Annotated in this window: 27 protein-coding genes; 7 read left to right on the top strand and 20 right to left on the bottom strand. The window is 50.0% G+C overall.

All coding sequences use genetic code 11. The features are described 5' to 3' along the window. Positions 1-124: 124 nt before the first annotated feature. On the bottom strand, positions 125-541 hold the full coding sequence (locus ACQ4MX_RS21375) for a hypothetical protein (protein WP_149094756.1): 417 nt from the start codon (positions 539-541) through the stop codon (positions 125-127). 165 nt (positions 542-706) lie between these two features. Between ACQ4MX_RS21375 and ACQ4MX_RS21370 the strand changes: the two genes are divergently transcribed. The 3 genes from ACQ4MX_RS21370 to ACQ4MX_RS21360 all read left to right on the top strand — a co-directional run bounded on the left by ACQ4MX_RS21370 (position 707) and on the right by ACQ4MX_RS21360 (position 4459). Then, positions 707-2701 (top strand): methyl-accepting chemotaxis protein, encoded by a 1995-nt coding sequence (locus ACQ4MX_RS21370; protein ID WP_431087186.1) that lies wholly within the window; start codon positions 707-709, stop codon positions 2699-2701. A 37-nt stretch (positions 2702-2738) separates the two neighbouring features. After that, positions 2739-2915 carry a YjfB family protein gene (locus ACQ4MX_RS21365; protein WP_082067275.1) on the top strand — a complete coding sequence of 59 codons (177 nt, stop codon included), beginning with the start codon at positions 2739-2741 and terminating at the stop codon, positions 2913-2915. Between the two features lie 188 nt (positions 2916-3103). Next, on the top strand, positions 3104-4459 hold the full coding sequence (locus ACQ4MX_RS21360; RefSeq protein ID WP_431087184.1) for a dipeptidase: 1356 nt from the start codon (positions 3104-3106) through the stop codon (positions 4457-4459). Between the two features lie 76 nt (positions 4460-4535). On the opposite strand, the gene ACQ4MX_RS21355 is transcribed toward ACQ4MX_RS21360, so the two are convergent. The 7 genes from ACQ4MX_RS21355 to ACQ4MX_RS21325 all read right to left on the bottom strand — a co-directional run bounded on the left by ACQ4MX_RS21355 (position 4536) and on the right by ACQ4MX_RS21325 (position 7938). Continuing rightward, complete coding sequence (locus ACQ4MX_RS21355; RefSeq protein WP_431091379.1) at positions 4536-4913, bottom strand: hypothetical protein; 378 nt, start codon at positions 4911-4913, stop codon at positions 4536-4538. Between the two features lie 63 nt (positions 4914-4976). Continuing rightward, positions 4977-5240 carry a hypothetical protein gene (locus ACQ4MX_RS21350; protein ID WP_431087182.1) on the bottom strand — a complete coding sequence of 88 codons (264 nt, stop codon included), beginning with the start codon at positions 5238-5240 and terminating at the stop codon, positions 4977-4979. 87 nt (positions 5241-5327) lie between these two features. Next, on the bottom strand, positions 5328-5819 hold the full coding sequence (locus ACQ4MX_RS21345; RefSeq protein WP_025686288.1) for a hypothetical protein: 492 nt from the start codon (positions 5817-5819) through the stop codon (positions 5328-5330). 136 nt (positions 5820-5955) lie between these two features. Continuing rightward, a complete protein-coding gene (locus tag ACQ4MX_RS21340) occupies positions 5956-6438 on the bottom strand; it encodes a hypothetical protein (RefSeq protein ID WP_014277719.1) in 483 nt (160 codons plus the stop codon). Between the two features lie 298 nt (positions 6439-6736). Continuing rightward, the gene (locus ACQ4MX_RS21335; protein WP_431087180.1) at positions 6737-7189 is read right to left on the bottom strand and encodes a DUF5071 domain-containing protein; all 453 of its coding nucleotides are present in this window, start codon (positions 7187-7189) and stop codon (positions 6737-6739) included. Next, positions 7161-7346, bottom strand: coding sequence for a hypothetical protein (locus tag ACQ4MX_RS21330; protein WP_431087178.1), 186 nt, complete (start codon positions 7344-7346; stop codon positions 7161-7163). Before ACQ4MX_RS21330 ends, ACQ4MX_RS21335 begins: the two co-directional genes overlap by 29 nt. Before the next feature lie 364 nt (positions 7347-7710). Next, on the bottom strand, positions 7711-7938 hold the full coding sequence (locus ACQ4MX_RS21325; RefSeq protein WP_007431813.1) for a helix-turn-helix domain-containing protein: 228 nt from the start codon (positions 7936-7938) through the stop codon (positions 7711-7713). Between the two features lie 304 nt (positions 7939-8242). Between ACQ4MX_RS21325 and efeO the strand changes: the two genes are divergently transcribed. Genes efeO through ACQ4MX_RS21310 form a run of 3 tightly spaced genes read left to right on the top strand, consistent with a single transcriptional unit; the run spans position 8243 to position 12356 of the window. Continuing rightward, positions 8243-9121, top strand: coding sequence for an iron uptake system protein EfeO (efeO, locus tag ACQ4MX_RS21320; RefSeq protein WP_134912962.1), 879 nt, complete (start codon positions 8243-8245; stop codon positions 9119-9121). 4 nt (positions 9122-9125) lie between these two features. Then, positions 9126-10511, top strand: coding sequence for an iron uptake transporter deferrochelatase/peroxidase subunit (gene efeB / locus ACQ4MX_RS21315; RefSeq protein ID WP_431087177.1), 1386 nt, complete (start codon positions 9126-9128; stop codon positions 10509-10511). A gap of 24 nt (positions 10512-10535) precedes the next feature. Beyond that, on the top strand, positions 10536-12356 hold the full coding sequence (locus ACQ4MX_RS21310) for an FTR1 family iron permease (RefSeq protein WP_431087176.1): 1821 nt from the start codon (positions 10536-10538) through the stop codon (positions 12354-12356). A 128-nt stretch (positions 12357-12484) separates the two neighbouring features. Here ACQ4MX_RS21310 and ACQ4MX_RS21305 read toward each other — a convergent pair whose 3' ends face one another. The 12 genes from ACQ4MX_RS21305 to ACQ4MX_RS21250 all read right to left on the bottom strand — a co-directional run bounded on the left by ACQ4MX_RS21305 (position 12485) and on the right by ACQ4MX_RS21250 (position 24654). Continuing rightward, positions 12485-13771, bottom strand: a complete 1287-nt coding sequence (locus tag ACQ4MX_RS21305; RefSeq protein ID WP_431087175.1) for a type III PLP-dependent enzyme — start codon at positions 13769-13771, stop codon at positions 12485-12487. 28 nt (positions 13772-13799) lie between these two features. Next, positions 13800-14846, bottom strand: coding sequence for a Gfo/Idh/MocA family protein (locus tag ACQ4MX_RS21300; RefSeq protein WP_431087174.1), 1047 nt, complete (start codon positions 14844-14846; stop codon positions 13800-13802). After that, positions 14843-16003 (bottom strand): UDP-glucuronosyltransferase, encoded by a 1161-nt coding sequence (locus tag ACQ4MX_RS21295; protein WP_431087173.1) that lies wholly within the window; start codon positions 16001-16003, stop codon positions 14843-14845. The genes ACQ4MX_RS21300 and ACQ4MX_RS21295 overlap by 4 nt, the downstream gene beginning before the upstream one ends. Before the next feature lie 11 nt (positions 16004-16014). Then, on the bottom strand, positions 16015-17550 hold the full coding sequence (locus ACQ4MX_RS21290; RefSeq protein WP_431087172.1) for a hypothetical protein: 1536 nt from the start codon (positions 17548-17550) through the stop codon (positions 16015-16017). A 55-nt stretch (positions 17551-17605) separates the two neighbouring features. Beyond that, positions 17606-18418, bottom strand: coding sequence for an ABC transporter permease (locus tag ACQ4MX_RS21285; RefSeq protein WP_431087171.1), 813 nt, complete (start codon positions 18416-18418; stop codon positions 17606-17608). Between the two features lies 1 nt (position 18419). Continuing rightward, complete coding sequence (locus tag ACQ4MX_RS21280) at positions 18420-19226, bottom strand: ABC transporter permease (RefSeq protein WP_431087169.1); 807 nt, start codon at positions 19224-19226, stop codon at positions 18420-18422. After that, entirely contained in the window at positions 19216-20208 is a 993-nt protein-coding gene (locus tag ACQ4MX_RS21275; RefSeq protein ID WP_431087168.1) for an ABC transporter ATP-binding protein, read from the bottom strand. Before ACQ4MX_RS21275 ends, ACQ4MX_RS21280 begins: the two co-directional genes overlap by 11 nt. Positions 20209-20317: 109 nt before the next feature. Continuing rightward, entirely contained in the window at positions 20318-21448 is a 1131-nt protein-coding gene (locus ACQ4MX_RS21270; protein ID WP_431087167.1) for a hypothetical protein, read from the bottom strand. Then, entirely contained in the window at positions 21441-21686 is a 246-nt protein-coding gene (locus ACQ4MX_RS21265; protein WP_025682535.1) for an acyl carrier protein, read from the bottom strand. The genes ACQ4MX_RS21270 and ACQ4MX_RS21265 overlap by 8 nt, the downstream gene beginning before the upstream one ends. A gap of 17 nt (positions 21687-21703) precedes the next feature. After that, a complete protein-coding gene (locus tag ACQ4MX_RS21260) occupies positions 21704-23080 on the bottom strand; it encodes a peptide ligase PGM1-related protein (RefSeq protein ID WP_431087166.1) in 1377 nt (458 codons plus the stop codon). 52 nt (positions 23081-23132) lie between these two features. Beyond that, the gene (locus tag ACQ4MX_RS21255; RefSeq protein WP_431087165.1) at positions 23133-24326 is read right to left on the bottom strand and encodes a radical SAM protein; all 1194 of its coding nucleotides are present in this window, start codon (positions 24324-24326) and stop codon (positions 23133-23135) included. A 49-nt stretch (positions 24327-24375) separates the two neighbouring features. Further along, complete coding sequence (locus tag ACQ4MX_RS21250) at positions 24376-24654, bottom strand: acyl carrier protein (RefSeq protein WP_431087164.1); 279 nt, start codon at positions 24652-24654, stop codon at positions 24376-24378. 497 nt (positions 24655-25151) lie between these two features. Here ACQ4MX_RS21250 and ACQ4MX_RS21245 point away from each other — a divergent pair, with 497 nt between their 5' ends. Continuing rightward, positions 25152-26018, top strand: a complete 867-nt coding sequence (locus ACQ4MX_RS21245; RefSeq protein ID WP_192510710.1) for a MurR/RpiR family transcriptional regulator — start codon at positions 25152-25154, stop codon at positions 26016-26018. Position 26019: the final 1 nt, after the last annotated feature.

The raw sequence follows: 26019 nt of genomic DNA, 5'->3' as shown, positions 1-26019 counted from the left end.
ATGGGACGAGACGCTCCGATTCTAGGAGCCTGAACTGATGAGCTTACAGCAAACAACACCCAGGATATTTATATTCTGGGTGTTGCAGCGAGCTCTTAATTAAGTAAATACTCGTCTGATATATTTAGAAAAAAGGAGTCGAAGCGATGCCAGTAAATACCTCCGGACCGTTACGTACGGTCGTCGATACCCCGGAAATATAAGAGGAATACACCGTTTGTATCGCCCATGGCGCGGAAAGATCCTGTGCATTAAAAGCTTGCGTTTCAGTGGCTCCTGTGACGCCAAGTACACCCTCTGCCCGGTAAATAACATCGTTCGGATCGTACTCGGCACCACGCACGATTTCAATCGCATACGTATCACCAAGCTCACCGATCAGACCGATGGAACCGCTAAAGGTCACTACCGGACCCGGTACGAGATAGGTTCGCAGCCCAATCAGGCCGAACCGCTCCGGTTCAGGACCCAGCTGGATATCGGGGCCCTCACCTGTTTTTGATGAATTTGTTGAACTTCTCATATCCAGAAAAAAACCCATTGCTTATCCCTCCAAATTGCAAGATACTCCATGTTATGCGATGAAATTCTTAAGCGTATTGGACAAATTAGCAATAAATCTATCAATTCCGCTTAAAATAGCCGATAGTAAATACATACTATATAAATTTTGGAATTGAAATGTACATAGAAAGCAGGGGGTTTGATGAAACAACTGAAACGACTGAAAACTTTAACGCTTCGCAAAAAATTGACAGCAGCATTCCTGCTGGTCATGCTTGTTCCTAGTATTATTGTCAGCTCTTTTTCTTATCAGGCAGCGTATAACCAGACAGACCAGCAATTAATGGACAGTGCGACGACTAGCGTTACCGCAGCCGACCGCGCAGTCACCCAGACGATTCAAGCCAAAATTGCAGATATCGAATATTATGCTACTACGATGACGGCCAGTGACAACACTCCAGAAGCAGATGCAGCACTCCTGACGGAGCTGCAAATCTATTTGAAAATGCATGCGGAAGCCCTCGATATGTTCGTAGGAACTCCCGAAGGAAAACTCATCATTGGCAAAGCCGTAGGCTCCAAAAACGATCCTCGTGAGCGTCCTTGGTACAAACAGGCCATGGAGAAACCCGGGCAAACCGTAATCAGCCCTGTCGGACTCAATACGGCTAAGGTCGCCGTTGTGTATATTTCACGTACGCTTCCTGACAATAGCGGTGTTCTTGGTCTTTCCCTGAACCTGAATAATTTAAAGGAAATTACGAATTTAAAAATCGGGCAGCAAGGTTATGTCATGATATTGGATAGCACTAAGCGCATCGTTACCCACCCGACAGAAGTCAGCGGAAGTACCCAATTGGGTGAAAAACTGCTGAAACTGTTTGCCTCCAAGGAAGGCAGCTTTGGTTACGATCTGAATGGCGTATCTAAAAACCTGATTTTTAAAACCAATACGCTGACGGGCTGGAAAATTGCCGGAACGATGGACAAGTCGGAAACAAGTGCCTCCGCCAAGCCGATCCTCATCACGACCATCGTGGTGCTGGTCATTTCAGCTATCGTCATCGGTGTGCTGGCGCTGTGGCTAATCAGCAGTATACTCAAACCGATCCAAAGATTGCGTAATTCTATGGATGCTATCAGCCAAGGCAATCTTTCCATCAATGTCGCTACGAACAGCACAGATGAAATCGGCGAATTATCGAGATATTTTCAGCAAATGGTAGATAATCTGCGTACTATGATCAGAGAAATCCAAGCCATGACAGGCAATCTGTCGGCCTCCTCGCAAGAGCTCGCGGCAGGTGCAGAACAAACCACCCGCGCAATTGAGCATGTGACCGAAGCCATTCAGGATGTGGCCGCAGGCAGCGAAAGACAAGCCAACAGTGCCAAAGAAAATCAGGATCGTGTGTCAGGCATGTCAACAAATATCGCAGCCATGACCGAGGCTATGACTGAAATGACCACCTACTCTTCACAGGCCATTCAGGCGTCGGATGCAGGCAGTGAGCATATCGGCAATAGTGTCGTTTCCATTGATGGCATTCGTACTACAGTGGAAGAGCTGGATGCGATTATCGGCGCTTTGAGTGAACGATCCGGGCGAATCGGAACGATTGTCACGGTCATTACAGAAATCGCCAGCCAGACCAATTTGCTTGCCCTGAACGCCTCAATTGAAGCAGCACGCGCCGGAGAGCATGGTAAAGGCTTTGCAGTTGTAGCGACTGAAGTCCGCAAGCTGGCGGAAAATTCAGCTCATTCGGCACAACAGATCCGTGAGCAAATTCAAGGGATTCAAAACGGCGTATCCGAGGCCCTGACCTCGATGGAATCTGCCAAAGAGCGCGTAAGCGAAGGCATTAATTCCGTGGATCTGTCCGGCCGCTCCTTCTCTCGTATTCGTAGAGCGATTGTTAAATCGGCGAAGCAGCTTGACAACGTCACAGCTTCTACAGCAGGAGTAGCACAAGGAACAAGTGCAGTGGTCGGCAGTATGGAGGAAATTACACGTATTGCCGAAGAAGCCGCATCCCATACCGAGACGGTATCTGCGGCCGCAGAGGAACAGCTCGCCTCCATGGAAGAGATCGGTTCCTCTGCCGCAGAGTTAACCCGTCTGGCAGAACAGCTCCAAGATTTGCTGGCACAATTCCAATTGGATGAAACAAATAACAGTTCTGACCGATAAATAGTAAGAGTCTTCACGACAAAGGAGGAATGAAAACATGGATATCGCAGCATTATCAACGGGTATGAGCCAGGCCAGCTTGGCGCAAGCCGTGAGCGTGAAAGTATTGGGCATGGCTAAGGATCAAGCTGGTGAACAGGGACAAGCACTGATCCAGATGATGGAAAAAAGCGTACAGCCTCATCTCGGAGGTCAACTGGACCTTCGAGCGTAGCTTCACCGCTATTCGACGGGCGATCTGTTCGGGTCTAAGCAGACCGGACAGGTCGCCTATTTTTTAACACATCTACCATCGCGATTTTTCGTTCAGCGCAAAACGTAGTAAACTATACATATTATCCACGGCCTTGGTTCGGAGGATAGAGCAAAAACCGCACAATGAAAGAGGAGGATACATAAATCATGAGTTATTCTGCATATTTCGAAAAGGTCAGAGAGCAGCAGCTTGATGAGCTGAAGGAATGGTTGTCCATTCCGAGTATTTCCGCATTATCCGAGCATAAAGGAGACATTAACAAAGCAGCCGATTGGCTTGCCGCCAAACTGACGTCTGCCGGATTGGAAAACGTTGAAATTATTCCGACTAAAGGCCATCCGCTGGTGTACGCGGATTATCTGCATGCACCCGGTAAACCGACGATCCTCGTGTACGGTCACTATGATGTACAGCCGGTCGACCCGCTTCATCTGTGGGAAACTCCACCGTTCGAGCCGTCGTTCCGCGACGGAAAGCTGTATGCGCGCGGAGCTACAGACGATAAGGGTCAGGTATTCTTGCACATTAAGGCGGTCGAAGCCATTTTGAAGCAGGAAGGCAAGCTGCCGCTGAATATCAAATTTTGCATCGAAGGCGAGGAAGAAGTGTCCAGCCCGAGCCTGCTTGAGTTTTTGCAGACAGGTGCAGACCGTCTGGCTGCCGACGCTGTACTGGTATCCGACACCTCCCTGATCGAAAAAGGCAAGCCTGCCATTTGCACAGGTCTGCGCGGATTGTGCTCACTGGAAGTTGCGATCCGCACAGCCAATACGGATCTGCATTCCGGTTCCTTTGGCGGCGGTGTGCCGAACGCATTGCATGCCCTAGTGTCCTTGCTGGCAACGCTGCATGACGACAAGGGACGCGTCAGCATCGACAGCTTCTACGACGATGTCGCGCCACTATCGGCTGAGATGAGAGCAGAGTTCGTGAAGCAAGATTTCAATGAGAGCAAGTTGCAAAAGGATCTTGCGCTTGATTCCCTGTACGGCGAAGAAGGATTCAGCTTCGTCGAGCGTGTCGGGGCACGTCCGACGCTGGAGCTGAACGGCGTGTATGGCGGCTTCCAGGGCGAAGGCACGAAGACGGTCATTCCGAAGGAAGCTCATGCGAAAATTACGTGCCGCTTGGTTGCCAACCAGAATCCGCAGGACATTCTGGACAAAATCGAGCGCCATCTGCGCGCCCATGTTCCGACAGGTGCCACGCTGGACATCCAGCAGGGTGAAAAAGCGAACGCCTTTAACATCGACCCGTCACACGCATTTTTGCAAGCGGCGGCGGATGCTTTTGAGAAGGTATACGGTGTACGCGCCCTGTTTACCAAGGACGGCGGCTCCATCCCAATTGTGGAAACCTTCTCCCGTGTGCTAACCGCTCCAGTCGTACTGATGGGCTTCGGCTTGCCGGATGAAAACTTGCATGCGCCGAACGAGCATTTTAATTTGGAAAATTTCGATAAGGGTCTGCTGACCATTGTGGAGTTTTTGAAATCTGTGTAAGCTTATACCAAAAAAAGCATTCACGACATGTGATCAACCATGCTTCGTGAATGTTTTTTTACATGGCTGCTGTCGCTTAAGAAAAACGGGTGTAGCGCAACAGGTGAACCAGCCGATTCAACCGCTCTATTTCCCGATCCAACTCGTGAAGCGGTTGCCCGGCCAAAGCAGCGTTCGCTCTCAGATCACGCAGCGGGTTCATTTTCCGACCCATAAGTTTTAGCACCGTGGCCTTCCCCATGTTGTTCACAACCGCATATTGCGTTAGCGGGTCAAGCTCAATCCACAATACATGATGCTGCTGAAAAAACGACAATAGTTGCTTTTTCAGCTCTTCAAGCTCACCTGTAATTTGCGGATGATGATGAAAAGCCACATAGCCCATCACCCGCAGGTCACTTATAATTTGTTCCAGATGAAGCGTTTCGTTTATGTACACATTATTCGTCCTCATGCGATTCCTTGCGCCGTTCGTATAATTTTCCCGAATGACGTTCACCACCTGACTATCGTTATATCAAGATTTCTCTTTCCCCTCTTCAAATAGCTGCACAAGCCAGAAGCCTCCAAACAACAATGCTCCTACTGCGAAAATAACAGTATACACCGTGTACAACGTTGTCAGTTCAAACAAGCTATTGTACCGATTAAGCAAGATACCCCACAAGCATAGCAGAAAACTGCTACCATTTTGCTGATGAAAGCGATGCTTGTAGATCTGTTGAATCAAAACAGCCAGAAATCCTATTAACAAAACGTGATTCAGCAAAATACTCCACATTTCCATAAGCCCCCCTTTTCACTATAACGCACTCGGCTTTGAAAAATTAGGATATATACAAACCTTACGTACAAAAAAACAACCGGCTTATACGCCAGTTGTTTCTCGTTCCACAAAATACTTATTGGTCATAAAATGAGCCTTGCCTCTGGAAGTGTCGACCATTCCCTTTTTGTTGTCGAGAAAAACAATTTCCCGGCATTTAGTGCAGTACCACTTGGTCCGCTTAAAGGGAGATTCCGTTACATAGGAGGTGCCGCATTTGCAATCTACTTTGATCAAGGTTTCTGTTGATTTGTAAGCTTGGGACAGCTCTTTCAAGCCAGTATCCGGCTGTTGAACCGGGATAATGACTTCCTGATAGCTTGAATATTGATTATGAACTTTAAAATCAGCCACCAGTTCCGCATGCAGCCCAAAGTACTCTTTGCCAATCTCGGTTACAAATTTCTTGCCGATTCTGTAACACTCAAGCCATTCCTGTATCTGTTGATTAGACAAAGGCACTGTGCCCTTGATACCGCTATTTAATGTGTAAGTCATGATGTATAAAGTATCATCTTGTCTATGTCCGTACATGAGAAGCCTCCTTATAATACACTTGATAATGTACTACAAAGCGCAAAAAACATCAATTTTATTATTTGGCAAAAGGTTATAGCTGATTTATAAAGTTCAGGGAATGGACATATAGAATAAAAGCAACTGACCTAGGTCAATTGCTTTGTCTTTCCACATAGTATTTGTTGGTCATATACCACGCCTTGCCTTTTTCCGTATCCACCATGCCCTTTTTACGATCCAGGAACACAATGTTATTGCATTCCTTGCATGACCACTTGGTTCTTTTGTGCGGCGACTCTTCTATATAGGAAGCTCCGCATTTGCACTCTACCTGAATCAACGTTTTATACTGACTGTACGCCTCTACCAACGGGTCTACGTCTACAGCTTTACTTACCATTGCAGGCTGTATCATGGATATATGATCCCGCTGCTCCGAGTATTCATTATGTACCTTAAAATCTGCTACCAATTCAGGATTCAAACCAAAATACTGTTTACCAACTACCGTTACAAACTTGCTGCCAATTCGATATGCTTTTATCCATTCCTGAACCTGCTTACTGGATAGGTCGACTGTTCCCTTTATGCCGCTGTTCAGCGTATAGGTCATCAAATGTTCGTTGTGTGTCATATGTCTCCCCGTTCACCTCCGATCAAGAATATACTACAGGTAGCTCTATGGAAAAGCTACTTCCTGCTACCTGAAGCAACGAGCCTTTCTGCCTTGTGATCCTATTTCAACATTTTTTTGCAGAGATCTTTACTCGCCTCCTCAGAATACCACAAGATGCATTTTTATCTTTTTATAACTTTGTGGTACAGCCTTCTACATTAATCATTCATATGAGTCGGTGGATGATCTAATGGTAGTTTCTTCCTTCCCTATATAGTACAACACTTATGCACAAATTCCTACATTTTTCAGCGGTTTAATCGTTTAAAATCTCCTTCGCAATCTGATCGATCTCTTCTAATTTATCGTTTTCACTCGGATTGGTGCTGAGTCTGTTTAGTTCGTATGTTAACTTTTCAAGTAAAGCATTGGGAAGCTGCTTACAAAAATGTATAAGCACGAAATACTTCCATGAACTATCGTTTGAATTTAATATTTGCCGGATGACTGGAATTAGCTCCATATCGAACTGAAACAAAATACTTCTTACTTCCGCTGAAATGGGCCAATTACTGTCTTGTAACCAGGCAAAAAGCTCAGGAATTATGGGCCGAATTTCTTCCTTACTGCACAATTTCAATTGATTAATGCTATCAAAATCCGACTTATGTTTAGGGATAAAAGGCTCTATAAGAGTAGCCATAGTAATATCTGATTGTGTGCTTAGTATGACAACTCCATTAAATTGAATTGCCCAACAACTCTTCACTCTCTTTTTTAATTTCCTCAAGACGTAAATCTATTTTATCTAAATCTATGATCGTTTGATCAACACTAGCTGCAAATAATAATTTAAGCCAGAAGGCATCTTTTTGAGCATAATTTCTAATGGCTTGCTCAATATTTTCTGCTGTTAATGACTTCACAATAATGTCTGGTGGAGGGGTGGGAAAGAAATTAATGTTTTCTACGGTAAAATTTTGATCTACTTAAATTCTATTAAAATCTTAACAATGCCCATCTATGTGAACTCTATAATTATAAATATTCCACAAAATAGTTTAATTATTTCGAGTGTATGTTCCAAAACACATTACATTGATAACGCGTTTTGAAACACACACTCGTTAACTTGATGCTCTTGTTCATATCTAGACGATACCATACGACTGTTGTGCATGGTTATCGTTTTTAAATGTATACATTTTTACAAAACAAAAGCCTTCCCGACCAGCCTTCACTTTTGAAGGATCATCGAGAAGACTTTGCACCCCGCAAGGAAACAAGAGGTCAGATTTTTAATTCGCCAAGCCTGATTAATTCCACGACCGCCTGTGAACGACCTTTTACGTTCAGTTTCTGCATTACGTTAGAAATATGGTTACGCACCGTCTTCTCACTAATAAATAGTTGTCCGGCGATGTCACGTGTTGTTTTGTCCTGCACAAGCAGTTCAAATACTTCACGTTCACGGTGAGTTAACAAAAACTTGTTTTTGTGGTCGTTACCCTTCGTCAATTTCACCCCTCCTTGCTCGGGTTTTGTGTGGTGTAACAAGGTTAAGGGATACAGTCAACACATTTTATGTCATGTGCTTAGGTATGGTTCAATATGCGAATAAAAATGGGCTTAGGCACTTATTTCCAGCCTTTGCTGAATCGTTAGACTCTGCGTCTAATTTTATGTATTGACAGGCATATGGGGCAGCCTTATGATAAGAAAAACCGCGACTGATAATCATTATCAAAATAGTGATACATATAGATATCGCGCAACAGACTATTGTTCATGGCCGCTTGGTCAGAAAGGGTGTTCATTAATTATGAAATTACGTTACGCTGTACCGGCCGGAGTGCTGGTTTCTTCTATTCTGTTCGCAGGTTGCGGACAAACCGGAACTGCTACTCAGCAGCCCGCTGCAACGACCAAAGATGCAGGAGCAACAACACAGACAACGACTCCTGCGGCCTCTGCCCCCAATTTTGATCAAGCGGTAGCGGCTTACCGTGCCTATGCCATAGAGCAATGCGATACGTTTGTGAAAAAGACAGAAGAATTCACGAACGCGGTCAAAGCTGGCGAGCTGGACAAAGCCAAGGCGCTGTATGCTCCTGCACGTATGTACTATGAACGGATTGAACCGATTGCTGAAGCGCTGGGCGATCTTGACCCGAATATTGATGCGCGTGACGGTGATGTGGATGCAGCGGATTGGCGCGGTTTTCACCGGATTGAAAAGACATTATGGGAAGAAAATACCACCAAAGGATTGGACGAGTTTTCCGACCGCCTGTTGAGTGATGCAAAGCTGCTGCGTGCCAAGGTGGAGACGGTCAACATTGACGCCAGCCTGATGGTAACAGGCGCAGTCGAGCTGCTGAACGAAGTGTCCACCTCCAAGGTGACGGGTGAAGAAGAACGTTATTCCCACACGGATTTGTACGACTTTGCAGCTAATGTAGAGGGCGCACAAAAAATATATGAGATTTTGAAAACAGATCTGAACCAAAAAGATGCAGCGTTGGAAACGCAAATTGGCGAGCGCTTTGAGGCATTGCAGAAAGAATTGGCTCCTTTCAAGAAAGGCGAAGGCTATGTATCTTATACGAAGCTTAAACCGGAAGAAATTAAAAAGCTGAGCCAAAACCTTGATGCTCTGGCAGAGCCGTTGTCCCAAATGGGAAAATTGTTAGGAGTGTAACGATATGAAAGGCTTTAAGCGGCAAAAGGGAACGAGACAGGAACCGCAGCAGCGTACAGATTCCCGTGAAGAACAGGTTGATCTGGCCAAAAAGAATGCTAAGCCAGAGGATGTTCTGCTAGAAAATGATGTGCTGTCTACAAAGAGTAAATCTGTATCACGCCGGGATCTATTGAAGCTGGCCGGGGTCGGGGGACTGGGTCTCCTGCTCGGCGGCGGTGGCGTGGGGGCTGTGCTGACAGCCAGCCAACGACTCGAAAGCATGATGACGGATGCGGATACCAAGGATGTGGTTCCTTTTTACGGGAAGCATCAGGCTGGAATTGTGACTCCGGCACAGGATTTCATCTGCTTCGCCGCCTTCGATCTGACGACGAGTGACAAGGAACGGGTGCGCAGCCTGTTTAAAGCCTGGACAGAAGCCACCGCTACGATGACTTCCGGCGCGCTGATCGGCAACGATAACGAAAATCTTAACCTGCCTCCGTCCGATACGGGCGAAGCGGCGGGGCTGTCGCCGTCACGGACGACGATTACCTTTGGTGTGGGTCCGTCCTTTTTTGATGGGCGCTTCGGTCTGGCAGGGCTTAAACCTGTCGGGCTCCGTGAGCTGCCCCGTTTTCAAGGGGATGCGCTGGACGACCAATGGTGTGGCGGCGATATCGGGGTACAGGTATGCGCCAATGATTTGCAGGTAGCTTTCCATGCCCTGCGTAATTTGGCGCGTATCGCCAGAGGAACAGCGGTGCTTCGCTGGACACAGGAAGGCTTCCAGCGAACAGCACAGGCCGATCCGGCGGGAAACACGCCACGTAACTTGCTCGGCTTCAAGGACGGTACGGGGAACCCGGATACCTCCAAGGCTGACGAGATGAACCGTCTGGTATGGACACAGGCGAGTGATGGCCCCGCGTGGATGGGCGGCGGCAGCTATATGGCTGTGCGCCGTGTACGCATGCGGGTAGAGGTATGGGATCGCTCGACACTGGGCGACCAGGAGGATACCTTTGGACGCCATCGCAGCAGCGGGGCCCCACTAGGCAAGGCCAAGGAGTTCGACAAGCTCGATCTGGCAGCCACAAGTCCGAATGGCAAGCCGATTACGCCCCCCACCTCTCATGTGGCATTGGCTCATGGGGACGGGAGCATTAATATTTTGCGGCGGTCTTATTCTTATTCGAGCGGATTGGATAAGCAAACAGGACAGCTCGATGCCGGGTTACTGTTCATCAGCTACCAACGTGATCTATTCAAGCAGTTCGTCCACATTCAGGAGAAGCTTGCGCGCAATGACAAGCTGAACGAATATATTGTACACAAAGGCAGTGCGGTGTTCGCCTGCTTCCCGGGTGTATCGCGAGGCGGCTACATCGGGGATACGTTATTTTAGCAGCAGGCCAGGAAGGGGATTTATATGAATCGGCGCAATAAAAGCTTGGGATGGGTGTTTCTGCTGGTGGCTCTGCTGCTGACAGCAACTCCGTTCATATCCGGCTCCGGCTCCGGGTCGGTCGCTTTTGCACAAACAGATACCAAAGCTGCTTCCAACGATCAGCTCATGCCTATGGTGGGTGGTGCACTGGTGGAGGCGGGACAATCCCAATGGACGGAAGCCTCCAGGGACGTCAAAGAATTCCGTACGCTGTGGGAAGCTGCCAAAATAAACGGCGGTGATGCAGCCCATATCGCAGCGGTGGACAAGGCTCTCGCGGATGCAGAGCAGGCGCTTGCCAGCGGCGGCGGAGAACCAGCAAAAGCTGCACTGTCCGTGCTAGCTCGTTCGGTCAACGAATTTGTGACTGCTGCGGAAGGCGACAAACCCGCCCCGGCTGGAGCCAAAGCAGCGGAAGAGCTGCTCCCCATGGCGAAGGGCAGTCTGGCTGCCATGCAAAAAGGCGACTGGACTGCGGCCCGTGCTGATTACGACCGGATCGTAAAAGCATGGTATCAGGTGGAGACACCGATTCGTTCGGACAATTTTCCGGTATACAGTGCGCTGGAAACTAAAATCAGCCTGATTCGCATCTCCATGCAAGCCGAGCCAATACGACAAGAGCAGGCTCTCAAGGAAATGCAGGAGCTAACGACTTTGTTGTCGGATTACAGTCAAGGCAAGTTGGTGAATACGGGTCAAGAAGCTGGAGCAAACAACGCGGCTAATGGTTCAGTAGCTTCGCTAAGTGATGCGGTCAAGCTCCTCGAATCCGCACGGCAGGCTGCGACAGCCAATCAGCCTGAGCAAGCGGCTGACAAGGTAGGGCGGTTCATCGCCCTGTGGCCTTCGGTGGAAGGACATGTGCAAATTTCCGATCCGGCGTCCTATACCGCGATTGAAAATGAAATGACCGAAACTTCCGGTTATCTGCTGTCTTCTCCATCGAACACAGTCAAAGCCATCCAAACCCTTGATCAGATGCTGGAAAGGCTCCGTCCGTTGACGGAAGAACGTTCCTACACCGCTTGGGATGCGGCACTGATTTTGCTGCGTGAGGGGCTGGAAGCCATTCTCGTGCTCGCGGCTCTGCTGGCGTATGCCAAAAAAAGCGGCGAAGCTGTGGCTGGTCGCTGGATATGGGCCGGTGCCGGAACAGGGCTGGTACTGAGCGGAATCCTGGCAGTGCTGTTCACCACACTGGTCGCGGCCGCCGCATCGGGAAGCATGCGTGAGCTGCTGGAGGGTGTGACTGGACTGGTCGCGGTCGTGCTTATGCTGACTGTCGGTAGCTGGCTACATTCCAAATCCAATGCTGCCGCATGGAACCGCTTTGTCGAGAACAGCGTAGACAGCGCGCTGGCGCGTGGTAGCCTGTGGTCGCTGTTCGCAGTTTCTGCACTTGCGATTTTGCGTGAAGGCGCCGAGACGGCTATCTTTTATATCGGTATGGCCCCTGCCATCGAAACCTCTCAATTGCTGATTGGTATTGGCTCGGCAACTGTCATACTGGTTGTGCTGGCATTTGCGATCATCAAGTTTAGTGTACGATTGCCGATTCGCGCCTTTTTCCTGACAGCCACTGTACTGATTTACTATCTCGTATTCCGGTTTCTGGGCGAAAGTATTCACTCACTTCAAGTGGCTGGCAAGCTTCCGGCGCACACAGCCTCCTCGCTGCCATCCATTAGCTGGCTGGGCATGTATCCAACTTGGGAAACGTTTATCCCACAGGTCGCTGTGCTGATCTTCATGGTGTGGCAGCTTGTGCGTCAGGAAATGCGCAGCTCCAAGCAACGTTAAAGTCCAAACTGCAACACATACAATCCAAAGATAACGAAAAAAAACGTCAAAACGCAGGTCCGATCTCTATCGGCTCCGACGGTTTTGGCGTTTTTTTAGTCACGACAAGCGAGTGCTGACTTTTATGATCAGAAAATATCCTCCAGCAAAGGGATCATACGCTGATGATGGAGCAAGTCTGTACGGTCACCGTGCTCACGAATCACATGTACCTCACCGCGAAAATCCAGCAGCTCCGCCGGCGTAGCATGTCCCAGAAAATGCACCGGACTATAGCTTAGTCCATAAGCTCCTGCATTCGGAATGACAATATAATCACCCTCCTGAATCGGAGGAAGCTGCGCTTTTTTCACAAGACAATCCTCGGGTGTACAAAGCGGTCCGACAATACTTACGGTTTCCAGATCCAAGGTTGCTTCTGGCGGAAGCTCCCCTTGCCCACGCATAATTCGCACCGGATAGTTGTCCCTAATCCGACGTCCTCGAAAAGCAGCCGAGGCATAATGATTCATACCGCCATCAGCCACGACGAACTTCTCGCCCTTGGATTCCTTGGTGTACAGCGCCCTACAGACGTACATACCTGCCTGAGCAACCAGATATCTGCCGCTTTCAATAATCAGCGTAACACCTGGCAGACGGGATCGAGTCTGCTCTGCCATCGCGTTCAGTCCATCGATCACTTGCCCCATATCCAACGGCTGCTCATGAGTAAAATAAGGAACGCCAAATCCGCCGCCCAAATTTACCGTATGCATCGCCACACCATACTGATCCTGTATGCGTTCTGCCAATTGAAGGGTATTCGCGAATGAAGCTAAAATCTGATCCGCTTTCAGCATTTGCGTGCCTGTATACACCTGTATGCCTTGAAAATATACATGCGGGCAATCTTCCAGCACCGTAAAAAAGTGATCCAACTGCCCCTCGTCCACACCAAAGGGACGAGGAACGCCGCCCATTTTGATCGTCGATCCCGACAAATCGTTATCGGGATTCACACGAACCGCAGCGCGGACAAACAAGCCTGCTCGGGCAGCAATATCCTCCAGCAAGCGCAGCTCCCGCACCGACTCGACATGAATGCTGCCGATTCCACAGGCTACCGCCTCACTCAGTTCGGCTACCGTTTTTCCCGGCCCGGCGTACAACACATCTTCTGGGGCATACCCGGCCTCCATCGCGACGAACATTTCCCCGGCCGAAGCGATTTCGACGCCGCAGCCTAACGTGCGAAGCAATCCCGCCAAGGCTACGTTCCCATTGGCCTTGAGTGCGTAATGCACACGCACAGCCGGGTGCAGCCGGGTTAGCAGCGAGCTGACATGGGCATGCAGTGCGTCGCCATCGTAATAATAAAATGGCGTCGGATGTTCACCGAAGCGTTCCAGCAAGGCTTCGTCCTTTTTATCCATCTGCTGAATCTCCCCCCTTCTTCTTTTCCTATTCCGCATAGATCGTCTGGCCTGAACGGGCGGCCTCATGAATAGCTGCCAGCAATCTGACGCGCTCGGCGGCCTCGTGGAACGGAATCGGCTCCGCGACTCCCCGGATGATATTGCAAAACGCATCCAACTGATTAACGTAATAGTTCATCGGCTCGAAAACGGTTTTATTTTTGGATTCTGCCATCCTATCCTTCGTTATTTCCGTCTTGAGCGTTATTTTATAAAAGCCCAGATTCGCCCGAAAGCAGTCCTGCAAAGTAACTACCGCCGAATCAAAGGTTAATACATGAGCGCAGCGGTATGGCCGCTCGAATGAAAAGAGGGCAGATGCCTCCACTCCCTCCGGATAACGGGCCTGCGCACGAAATGTCCAGTCACATCCGTTAGGACCATCGAAATCCGATTGACTGCGAAATTCCACCTGTTCCAGTCCAATGATTGCCTGAAGAAACTGGAGCCAATACACGCCCAAATCCCAAAAGCATCCCCCGCCCTGCTCGGGTCGGGACCTGTAATTCTCCGCATGCCCGTCCTTTGCGGGAATGCACAGGCTGGTCGCTATGGAGCGCAAACGGCCATAGCGACCAGAATCCACAATATTGCGCAGCTCGCGCTGCCAAGGATGGTGCTGCACCATGACTCCTTCCAGCAGATGAGCGCTGCTCTGACCGACTGCCGCTTCCAGGGGAGCCAGCTCCGCCGGATTCAGACATAACGGCTTCTCTACAAGCACATGCTTGTGAGCCTGTAATGCTTTACCGATCCACTCGGCGTGCAGATCATTGCTTAGCGCAATATACACTGCGTCAATCTCCGGGTCGCTTAACAGATCCTTGGCATGCCGATAAACGACACTAACACCGAAACGGTCCGCCAAATCTCCTGCCTTGGCAACGGTCCGGTTCGCAAGCGCGGTTACACGGGCCCCGGTAACGTAACGGATCGGCTCCAGCAGCGCCCGAGGGGCAATGGCTGAACAGCCAATAAGGCCAAAGCGGATATCCCGTACCGCAGGCTCTTGCGCGGCTGCGGCGGTATTCATGACCCCTTCTCCAATCCCGTTGAGCTTGCTTGCACCTGGATGTTCCTCACATATGACTCCACATAGCGTGGTGTCTGATTACGTAGCTCCACGATCCTCCGGTGCATGTCCTCCAAAATCTCAGCGCTGCCACCATAGATTTGCATCCACGTATCGTACCGTATCCCCAGTCCCAGCCGTTCCCACAGATCCGCATTATGCATCTCATGTACACCGAACGGCTCCAGCATAATGAGTGGAGTGGCTGTGGCGAACGAATCTGTCAGACTGCCCCCGCCGGGCTTGCTGACAATGGCCTGGACATGACATGCGCGGTCCAGCATGCCATGGTAATCCGCCCCGACCTCATACAATGTCTCCTCCCCCGCCTTCACCTCACCGAAAGGCGAAAATGTATGCTCCCCGGCTTCATTCCGTTGCCATGTTCTCCACTGCGGGTCCATTCGGAAATAGCGTATACCGTCCCGCTGCTCATCCGGCTGATCCTGATCATACAGCAGCAAATCCAGCTCCCAGCCCGCCTCTTCCAGCCGTCCGACCTTTTCACGGTACGTGCCCATGCCCCAACCGCCTCCATGCACAAATAAGCGGGATTTCCGGGCCTCAAAGGGAACATGCTCCACAGCCGGGACATCAATATAGTGGCTGACTCTATTTCGGTCATTTTCAAAAAATGTCGTTTCTCCACACCCATCGGCAAAATGCGGATTATGCTTGGCTAGATTTTTCCATGAAGGGGAAGGTGTGGAGTCCATATATACAATGTCCACATGCACCGATCCAGGCTCCCTACGCTTGCGATACTCCTCCAGCACATACATCCAATGACCGGAGAAGCATATAAAATGCCGCCGATCTTCCTCCATCCATCGGGTCAGCAGCACTTCCATGGCAGCGAGATCAAGCGAATTGCGCATATCTTGCGGAACCTTCTGTGACATTAAGGCTACAGCGAAATTATCATGGTAAGCTTTGCGGCTTTTATCCACCTTGAGACGGGCCGACTCGGGCAGCACATTTTCAAATACATGAATCGCCGTCTCCACGCCCAGCCTGCGAAGACCCGCTTGCATCAGCAAGCCGGGGGTATAAAAGCCCAAGCCAAAACCGGAGCACAAAATCGTTACCTTCATACTTTGATGCATACTCATGCTCATACGCCTCCCGTTTAATTCAGCACTGTAAAATGATGCTCCGCCAAAAAATGCTCCAGCTTTGTAGTCAGACGCATTTTTTCCTTATCACCCGCGGCAACCAACTCCAAATAAAGACGACCTTTTCCACGTGCCCGCTCACTTCCTGTTGCCCCTTCTTTACCTTGGATATTCGTTACGCCTTCAGTCCCACCAGACACGGAAAGACCGTCACCATTGCTAATCCCGCTAACACGAACCTGCTTGGCAGATGACCTGCCCCCGCGCTCTGTTGTATTTCTGCTTGGCGTGCTTTTATGGCCTGCATTCCTGTTTTCGCCATCTCGTCCGCCCGTGTTCACATACAGCGTATTGGCGCCCAGCGGCATGACGCCTTCTTCGCTTTCGCCTGTGAACAGCAGTCCTTCACATTCCAGCCCTTCCAGCAATTCTTCATAGGACAAACTGCCGTCATGGGACAGCGAATAATTCGTCAACGTGCCACGCATATTTTTTCTAGCCAAAAAGGTGTCCAATTGGTGCTTGATCAGACTCATGGATTTACGGGCGTTAATTTCGATAATAGGCTCCAGCTTCCCGCCGCGAAGTGTCATCGAGTCAATGCAGACGTCGCCGTAATAACCGTCCTGATACAGTTGCTTCCCTACATCCTGCATTAAGCGAAAATAACCATCGCGCTCCAGCCGCTCCATAAAAGCCTCATCCGGCGACAACGATTCCCGGTAGGCGAATTGGGTGTTGGCCAGCCACTGCACAGATAGGATATCGACACTTCCGTTATCACCAATCGTAAATTGGCATGAAAAATCCTGCTCCTTTTCCAGAAAAGGCTCCAGAAGGAACAGTACCCGTTTGCCTTTTCGTTCCTGTCCACGTAAATACGATACAATCCGGTCCAGCATCTGTGTTGAGGTAATGTGCAGGTTTCCTTTGCCCGATACGCCAAAATCATCCTTGATTAAAAAGCTGCCATCCCGCAGCAGCTTGCGTCCCGCCTCGGCTACATCCGCAAACGAAGTCACAATATAGCCGGGATGGCGCAGACCGAGACTACGTTTTAAATCGGAAGAATAGGTTTTGGCATTCACCTTGCGGATCGTTTCCAGCGGCGGCTGGTGCAGCGTAATACCCCAAGCGCGTGCGGCCTCCTCGACATGCGGCAAACCCGCAAACGGGCTAAGCACACATCCCTCCAGTTGCGGGAACCCCGTACTGGTATCCGCCTTGCGACTCCCCAGCAGTTCAAAAACGGAAGCCGCCGACACATTCCCCGCCTGCTCTGTTCCGTCAGTCAAATCCCGTTCATTTACAGCCGGGCGAAAGCCCAACTGCGCAATATACTGACGATGCACAGGCGAAATCGCATAGCGGGTCAACAACGCATCTCCCGGCTGGCAAAAGCTGAACAGCAGCTCATCCATAGCCGCTACAATCGCAGAGGAAGCCCGGTCAGGAATGGCGGGCAGGGAAGCTAACTGGGCATCCCGCCAGTACACCTCCGCTTCGAACGTTCCCATATACAAATGACGCTGGTTCGGTATCGCATTCATGTATCTCGCTTCCTTTCTTGCTTCATTATTCTCTCTCCACAAGCAGCAGTTTCCGTTACTGGCTTGCACTTGTATAATCACGCAAGGCAAACTGCCATATAAAGCGGATCAACGCCAGTAGCCAGATCGGGGCGAGGAATGCCCATAGGATCAAGCCGGGTTCCATTTTGCCCAGAATAAACATCGGTGGAAAATTACAAATCACAAACACCGGAAGCACGAACAAGCCGATACGCTGGATCAGATTACTATACACCGCCATCGGCACATAGTTCGTCTCGAAAATGCTGTTGGACAGCTCTGTCACCCCGTTCGTGCGGATGATCCAGAAGGCTAGCAGCTGGGGCAGCAAAAACACGGAATAGGCCGTCAACACTCCGCATCCTAGCAACATAGAAAAGCCCCCTACCGTTTCAAAGTTAAACGGCAGACCGAGTTTAAACCAGCCAATGCCCGTCATGATTCCGCCGCCGACTACGTTTGGAATGGTGTAGCCCAGCTCAAATTGCCGCAGCGTCACCATAAATTGCAGGGACACCGGCTTGGTCATGAGCACGTCCAGTGAACCGGTACGGATTTTATCGGGCAGACTTGTAAAATTGCTGTAAAACAAGCCGCTGTAAAAGCCGCTCATCATCGTAAATACGCCGATATATAACAGCACCGCGTCAGGAGACCAGCCATTAATATCCGTTCCGGCCCGGTACGGAACCGAGGCGTACAGCAGTTTGATGAGCAAATAAGCGGCTTCGACCAGAAAGGCAGTAATGAAATTAATGCGGTATTCCATCTGCGACATAACGGAAAACTGGATGAACTTCCAGTACAGCCGAATATAACGTCCAACGTTTCGGTAAACATTTTTCATGTTAACCTCCTACCGAGACAAAGCGTTTGACCCCGGCTTGCCACACCCGGCGCGATACGGCCGCCAGCACTACAATCCAGAGCCATTGCACGCCAATGCCTTCAGCGGCTTCCAGCATGGTCAGCTTGCCCGTTAATGCATTCACCGGAAAAAATACGGTGTAGCTGAACGGTAGCAAACTGAACATGCGGGCCAAAACGTCTCCAAAAATCGTCAACGGAAACACCGTGCCACTAGCTACATAAATGACGAGCGACAGCGTGTAAAACAGTCCCGCCGATTCCGTCACCCAAAAGGCTATGCCGCTCAGCGCGTAATAGACCACAAAATTGAGCACCAGCGCCCCCGGCAACGCCAATATGTAAAGCAGGATATACGACAGCCCGAAGCTGATTTGTCCTTCCAGGCTAAGGCACAGCAGTAGAATCGCAGCCGCCAGCAGCACCACTGCGGACTGTACCGTCTTACCTCCAATAAACCGACAAAAACGGTAAGCAAAATAATGTACAGGCTGCACCATGAATTTGGCCAGTCCGCCTTCCTTGATGTCTGTAGCAATTTCGTATTCAAACCCCGTGGCGATCAACTTCCCGGTTACCCCTGCCATGACTACATACACCAGCATTTCCGACAAAGAGTAGCCCAGCACCCTTGCTTGTCCCGAAGAGCCGAATACCGCGAGCCAGAGAAAAATTTGTGTCATGATCGGCAACATAAATCCCGCCATCTGGAGCCAGTAATTGGCCCGGTATTCCATTTCGTTTTGCATGCCAAGCTGGAGCACCTTCATGTATTTATTATTTCGCATTGGCCAGCCTGCCTCCATCGTACAAATTGGCTATCCCCTCTTCCAACGGGACGTCCTCAATCGTAAAATCAACGACAGGCAGCGCATCCAAAATCTTTTTGGACCAGGTTAGAGTATCTTCTGCATCCAGCTCAAATACCGCCTCCAGCTCCGAGTTGGAGCGCAGCTTGCCAAGTCCCGCCAACGTCAGGTTAGGCACAGGGGTCTCCAGTCGAACCTTGAGCAGCTTGCGGGCGCCGATCACCTCATTCACCTTGTTCAAATCCCCGTCATACACCAGTCTGCCCCCGCTGATAATGATGGATCTGCTGCACAAATCCTCAATATCCTTCATGTAATGGCTTGTCAGCAGGATGGTCGTCCGGTGTGTGCGGTTATAGGCTTTGAAAAACTCGCGAATCCGCCTTTGGGAAACCAGATCTAGTCCAATGGTAGGCTCGTCCAGCAAAATGACCCGTGGACGATGCAGCAGCGCGGCAATCAGCTCCATTTTCATACGCTCGCCGAGAGATAAGCGCCGAACCTGAACATGAAGCTGCTCCTCCACCCCAAGCAGGGTAACCAGCTCGTCTAGCGCCTCCTTGTAACGACTTTCATCTATTTCGTAAATAAGCTTGTTCAGCTCGAACGACTCGCTTGCGGGCAAATCCCACCAGAGCTGGTTTTTCTGTCCCATCACGATGGAAAACTGCCGTTTAAACTCCTTTTGCCGCTTCCATGGGGTAAAGCCGAGCACGGATGCCTCACCGTCACTGGGATGGAGAATGCCGGACAGCATTTTGAGCGTCGTTGTTTTGCCCGCCCCGTTCGGGCCGAGAAATCCGACGATTTCTCCTTCCTCAATGGTGAAGCTGACATCTCGTACGGCCTCTTTGGTCAGCTTTTCCCGCCTGAACAGGTTTTGTAATGATTTGCGCACGCCCGGCTCCTTTTTATAGTACGTAAACGTTTTCGACAATTGATTCAATGTAATGGACGGCATTCAATTCTCCTCCTCTTTCATCTGTCCGTGACACCTTGATGAGCATTCCTGATACAACTGGCCTAAAGCGGTTTACCTGATACGATTTACATAATCTGGCTTGCCTGAACTACTCGGCTGCCTGCTCGGCTAAAATCATCAATTCCTCCAGCATATGCCGCTGTTTGTCAATCAAGCTGAGGGCGCGTTCGATAATGTCAGGCATCCGATGCTTGCGCAGTTGAAGACCTATTTTGTAAATATGCAGATTGAGCTTATGCCATTCCGCATTCAATGACTGTGCCAATTCCACCACATGCTGCGCTCGCGGTCCCAATGTGGCTTCATGCAGCCTGCAATAATCCGCCGTATAATCGGTCAGATGAAGGGCGCTGCCCAAACGCAGATTGTAATAGATTTCATGGCAGTACGTACGGAAGTCCGCATCCTCCATGTCTGTCAGCAGGCGGAAATCCTCGACAAAGGCCCGGTAGCCCTCATCTCCGCGCTTGACCTGTTTGCCAACTGCGACATTTCCGGCTTTATTTCCCGGGTCATTGGACGAAGGTACACCTCTCCAGACCGCTTCATGTCCAGTCACATATTGACGAATATGGTATGCACACGCCGCATGCAGTTCGCCTGGCGAAAGGGGCGCGGGCTGTTCCACCACCCAGGCATATTCAATAATGCCCTGCATCAGATCGTCGAGCCGGGCCGAACCGACGTAAGTCATGGCATGGCCCGAAGAATCCAGCAGGAAGCTGTCATTTACCTGTGCTGTTCGCTCCTGCAAGTCCAGTCCAGACAGCTCAATGACATGGCCCCTTGGGTAATTTTTCACATACACGTCGTGGTAGGTTAAAGCGGTACTCGATGTGTGCAGCATCGTACCGTAGCCTGATGTCAGCGCCCGCAGCAGGTCGGTTTCATCGCTTACACCAACAATCCACGGCTCAACCCGAATCACTGGACCGCCGCTGGCTGCCATTTCCTGAAGCTGCTCCGGATACTTCTCGGGACCGAAGCGCTTCAAATCTCCGCTATATTCCGCGCACATACTGCCGCACAGCATGAACAGCTCAGATTCCGCCATGTTCACGCCATACCGCCGCAGCGAGGTGCGCAGGGATGAATATACACAGTGCTTGCCTGGAGGAGCATCTATAATTTCTTCAGCAGCGTAATCGACAACGGAGTCATGAACGTTCTTCATGCCCGATGCCTGCACAGGTCTGATCTCTGCCGCCCCCTTATGCATATTTGCCCAGTAGACGTTCAATGCCTTGAAGTGTTGAAAGATGCTCCAGCACCAGATCGTCGTCCTCCATCGTAATATCCAGCTCATTTTCCAGCTCTACAATCAATTCAACAGCGGATAGGGAATTCAGCCCCAAGGTTCTCAAATCCTGCTCCGGAGTCAACTGTTCCAGCTCGCCCGGAGCCAGCTTCAATACCTTTTCCAGCAAGGGTACTACATGGTACACATCTGTTTTCATCCTAAATTCCTCCCGGTTTATAAGCTTGCCAATCCCGCAATAACATCTTCCAGCCTGTGCGCATAGGCTTCGGCTTCCTGCCAGCTATCTGCCATAATAAGCGTGAAAATCCGATTCACATACCCCCGCTTCACCGGAGTACCGGACAACGTACCTGCCGTATAAACAAACACCCCTTCGGGGCGTTCGGGCGTGTAGAGCAAGCCTTCCTCTGCCAGCAAGCCGCATAAGCGACTGTAGGTCAGCGGTGTGGTGGTAATGTTGCGGTAGTAGCGAGACAGCGTTTTATGCTGCTCTCCCAATACCGAAGACAGGAACGAAATATAAGTAGACAAGGTAAATCTGCCGTTAATCTCGATCACCGGAACCAGCAATCCTCCTTCATCAACAAAACCGTCAATGGAAGCCATGCCCGTATAACCGATAGAATACAGATACGTTCCCAACTGGCAGGCACAGCGTCTCACTTCTTCCTCCAGCGCATCGCCAAGCTCAGCCGGAACGCGGGACCCGGTGTACACCGTGCCGTCCACGTTTTGCCTTTTCAGCGAAAACATCGTCACCCCGCCGCCCTCGTCAATACAGAGCTGGTAGTTCAGATCCATCTGCTTGTTATGCCAGCGCTCCACCAGCCAGCCTCCAGAAGAAGGCGATGAGCCGCCAAAGCGTTTCATCACACTCAACAGCGTATCCAGTTTGGACAGCTCGTCCAGCATATACATGCCTTGTCCCGATGCGCCATGCGGCTGCTTAATGATCAGCTTCACAGGCCCGTCCGACAAGTCGGCCAGTCTGCCACACTCCCTGCGGATCGCCGCTTCATCTGCACATACAGCCCCCTCGCTGACGGCAAAACCAAGCTTTTGCGCAGTCAGGCGGCTGAATATTTTATCATTCACCCGGGCGCTGACCGAGGACGGAGCGCCGATCAGCTCCAGCCCACAGCGCTCCGCAATCGCTTCCTCCTGCGGGGTAACCGCATATGGAACGAGCCACGCTTTGGCTCCGTTACTACCGCGGCCTGCTTCCGCAACCACACGCAGCCGTGCCAAAAGTGCCTCGTCCGCCAGCACCAGCTCCGAAATCGGTGTTAACGGATCAGAAGGCTCCGGCACCTCAATACGCGGCAGGCTAAAGCCCAATCGCTGAAGCATGTCCAGAAAAGCCTGATCCGGCTGTTCCCGCAGCACGATCACATCCTGATTTCGACACAACAGGAGATTCATTTCCTCCATCCGGTTTACAACCTGTTGTTCATCACGATCTACCATGCCCCCCTTACGGGGGGATGGATGCCACACTTGCTCTGCGCCAATATTAAACAGCCAAATCAGGACCCCATGATCCCGTTCATGAGCAAGCGCTTCCACAAGGTTAATGGTTTTGGTCGTCACGTCCTGTCATCATCCCTCTCTTCAAACAATAACAAGCCACATCCATAGAAAACTAAATGTATTTCAGAGAGCCGGCCCCGTGCAGATACAGTACGCTGCATTTGGAACATACCGGCGTCAGTCCTTCATGATTGATCTTTTGACGGGTTTTCTCATACGCATCCGAATTCCATATTTCCTTCAGGCTGTGGTCACGCAAGCTTCCAATCGTAAATTCACTGAAAAATTTGCAAGGCATGACCTTTCCATCCGGCAAAATATCCGTTCTGGAAGTGAGTGCCAAGCAATGATTGGAGCAACGGCTGACCATTTCCTCACCATGTATAAATTTGTCGATCTCCTCATAGTCCAGACCGGGCTGATAGCGCACGCGAATGTTCCACACCCGCTCATTAATCCGCTGTAGCTCCTGCATGAGAGGGTCGATATTATCCGGGTTGATTTTATATTTGAAAGCATGCCAGCTACTAATATTTTTTTCCTCCAGTTGTCGGAGCCAAGAAAAGTTTTGTGTAAAATAGTCATCCATTTTGAGGGAAGTTTCTTTGGAAATGTACCAGGGGAACGTCAACAGCACCAGATCCAGCCTCTTGTCCTCCAGCATTTGCAGAAACTCGTACATCCGTCCGATCATGTTATCGTTAATGACGGCATGGACGGTCACCCGTCCCTTGTACAATCCCTGGTCACGCAGTTCAATCAGCTTATCCATCTGCCGCATTGTTTTTTGAAAGGTGCCTTTACCGCGAATCAGATCATGTTCTCTTTCAAAGCCTTCAATCGCTATTAACAGCTCCAGATTTTCAGATAAATCCAAAATCCGGTCCAAATATTTATCAATGAGTAGTCCATTGGTACAAAAGGTCATTTCGCGCCGATCTTCCGCCAGCACGTCCAAAATTTCGTCAAAACGCCGGTGAAACATCGGCTCTCCGCCCCACATATACAGCCGGGACTTGGCCTCCTTGGTCTCGCTCAAAATTTGCCGAAGCATATCCGGGGCAAGATCCATGTTTTGCTCCTCTTTATCCATTTGATGATGATAGCCTTCCTCGTTCCATTCAAAGCAGTGCGTACATCTAAGGTTGCAGCGGTTGGTCAGCTTAATGCCGATCGTCTGGGGCATGTCCGTTTTGAAGGCAGGGTCCTGTGTTGCGTTACGGTAAGATACAGAAGCGTTTTTCAGGTTGCGCTTGATGAGCTTGAACGCTTTCTCATCAATCAGCACATTGCTTTTGGGCTGCATGCTAACACCTCGTTTAATGGATTTTCAGGCACATGTACCAAGCTGTACGTCAGACCGTCTCCATTCCCTCCGGGTGCGGCGCTTTTTCCGCATCGCTAATCCCCTGAATGTAGCTGCAAAACGCATCTACCGAACTCAAATGCTCCAGCTCAAAGGAATCAAAATCAATTTCCACGTCAAACGCATCCTCCACTTGCAGCATGAAATGAACCAACTGCAACGAATCCAGTCCTGCATCATGAATAATGTCCGAATGTCCATCCAGCTTACTGACCAGTTCAGGATCTTCCTTGACCGCGCTGATCATTTCAATCACTTGGCTTTGCATAGCAAACTCCTCCTTGTGAATGATCCTATTCGTTCCGCCCGACAATGCCATCTGCAAAGCTCCTCGAAAAATTCCTACACTGGAACTTTATTCAATTATACTCCTCCATTGAAGAGACAAGTCAATAGGTTGTTTTGTAAATATATCTCGCAATATGTAAATTAATGTGTGTTTATTTCTACAATTTTCGCTAACTTTTTTATTCATTTTTATTCATTATTTTGTATAATCCAAACTTAAAAGTTACCTCTGGTGCCACTACGCAGTCGGATGGTGCTTCCCATCGCCACCGCCCCGCTTGTACAGCACCATTCCGCCTACTCCGTTTTGGTGTTCATTTTTCGAGTTCGATATATATAGCTCACATCTTGCTTCCAACTGCTTGCATGTGAGACAGGATTATTTTACAATAATAATGAAAATATTTTTCTTTATATTATTTATTTTAACGATAATTATTTTCACATGAAATACTCTATAGCAAAGGAGTGCAGCTCATGTCCCCTATTCTTCATACCTTAACCCACAGACTGGAGCAGCTTCCCGTGCAAGAGCGCAAGCTGGCGGAATCCATTCTGCAAGCTCCGGGAGAGGTGCTGCATCTGGGCATTCGGGAGCTGTCGGAGCGTTGTGGCGTGAGTCCAGCGACCGTTACACGGTTTTGCAAATCACTGCATTTTAAAGGCTATCCGGATTTCAAAATGAAGCTGGCCGCCGAGCTGCCCCGTTCGAACAGTGACGGTGAAACCTCCTATCAGGACATCGTCGCCGGAAATTCGCTCTCTCGAATTGTGGAAGCTATTGAGGCGAATCATACCGCATCCATTGCGGATACGACCCGACTACTGGATTTTGGCAAACTGGAGCAGGCGATTGCATGGCTGTCCGCCACAAGCCGCATTGATCTGTACGGCATGGCGACCTCCTCGATTGTGGCGCAGGATTTTTATCAGAAGCTCATTCGAATTGGAAAAAATAGTACCGCCTTCGCGGATTCGCACATGCAGATTACCTCTGCCTCCTCGCTCGGGCCGGGAGATGTCGCCTTTGCCGTCTCCTATTCGGGGGAAACCCAGGAAACCATCGCGGCTCTGCGCTGCGCACAGGAACAGGGGGCCAAAACATTGTCCCTGACCTCCTTCGGAAATAACACGCTGGCGGGTATTGCGGATATTGCGCTGTTTTCCTCCTCGCTGGAAGAAGGGATGCGGCGTGGAGATATGGCGTCCCGCATTGCCCAGCTTCATATCATAGATATCCTGTTTACAGGTATGGTCAGCGCGGATTTTGACAAATATATTCCGAGACTGGAAGGTTCGTATCAACAAGTAAGCAAGCTCAAAAAACAACCAGGGGGCCACTGAA

This window comes from Paenibacillus sp. 8b26 (assembly GCF_050626875.1).
Taxonomy (GTDB): domain Bacteria; phylum Bacillota; class Bacilli; order Paenibacillales; family Paenibacillaceae; genus Paenibacillus.
Note: the sequence above shows the minus strand (reverse complement) of the source record. Positions and strands in the feature narration are given on the sequence as shown.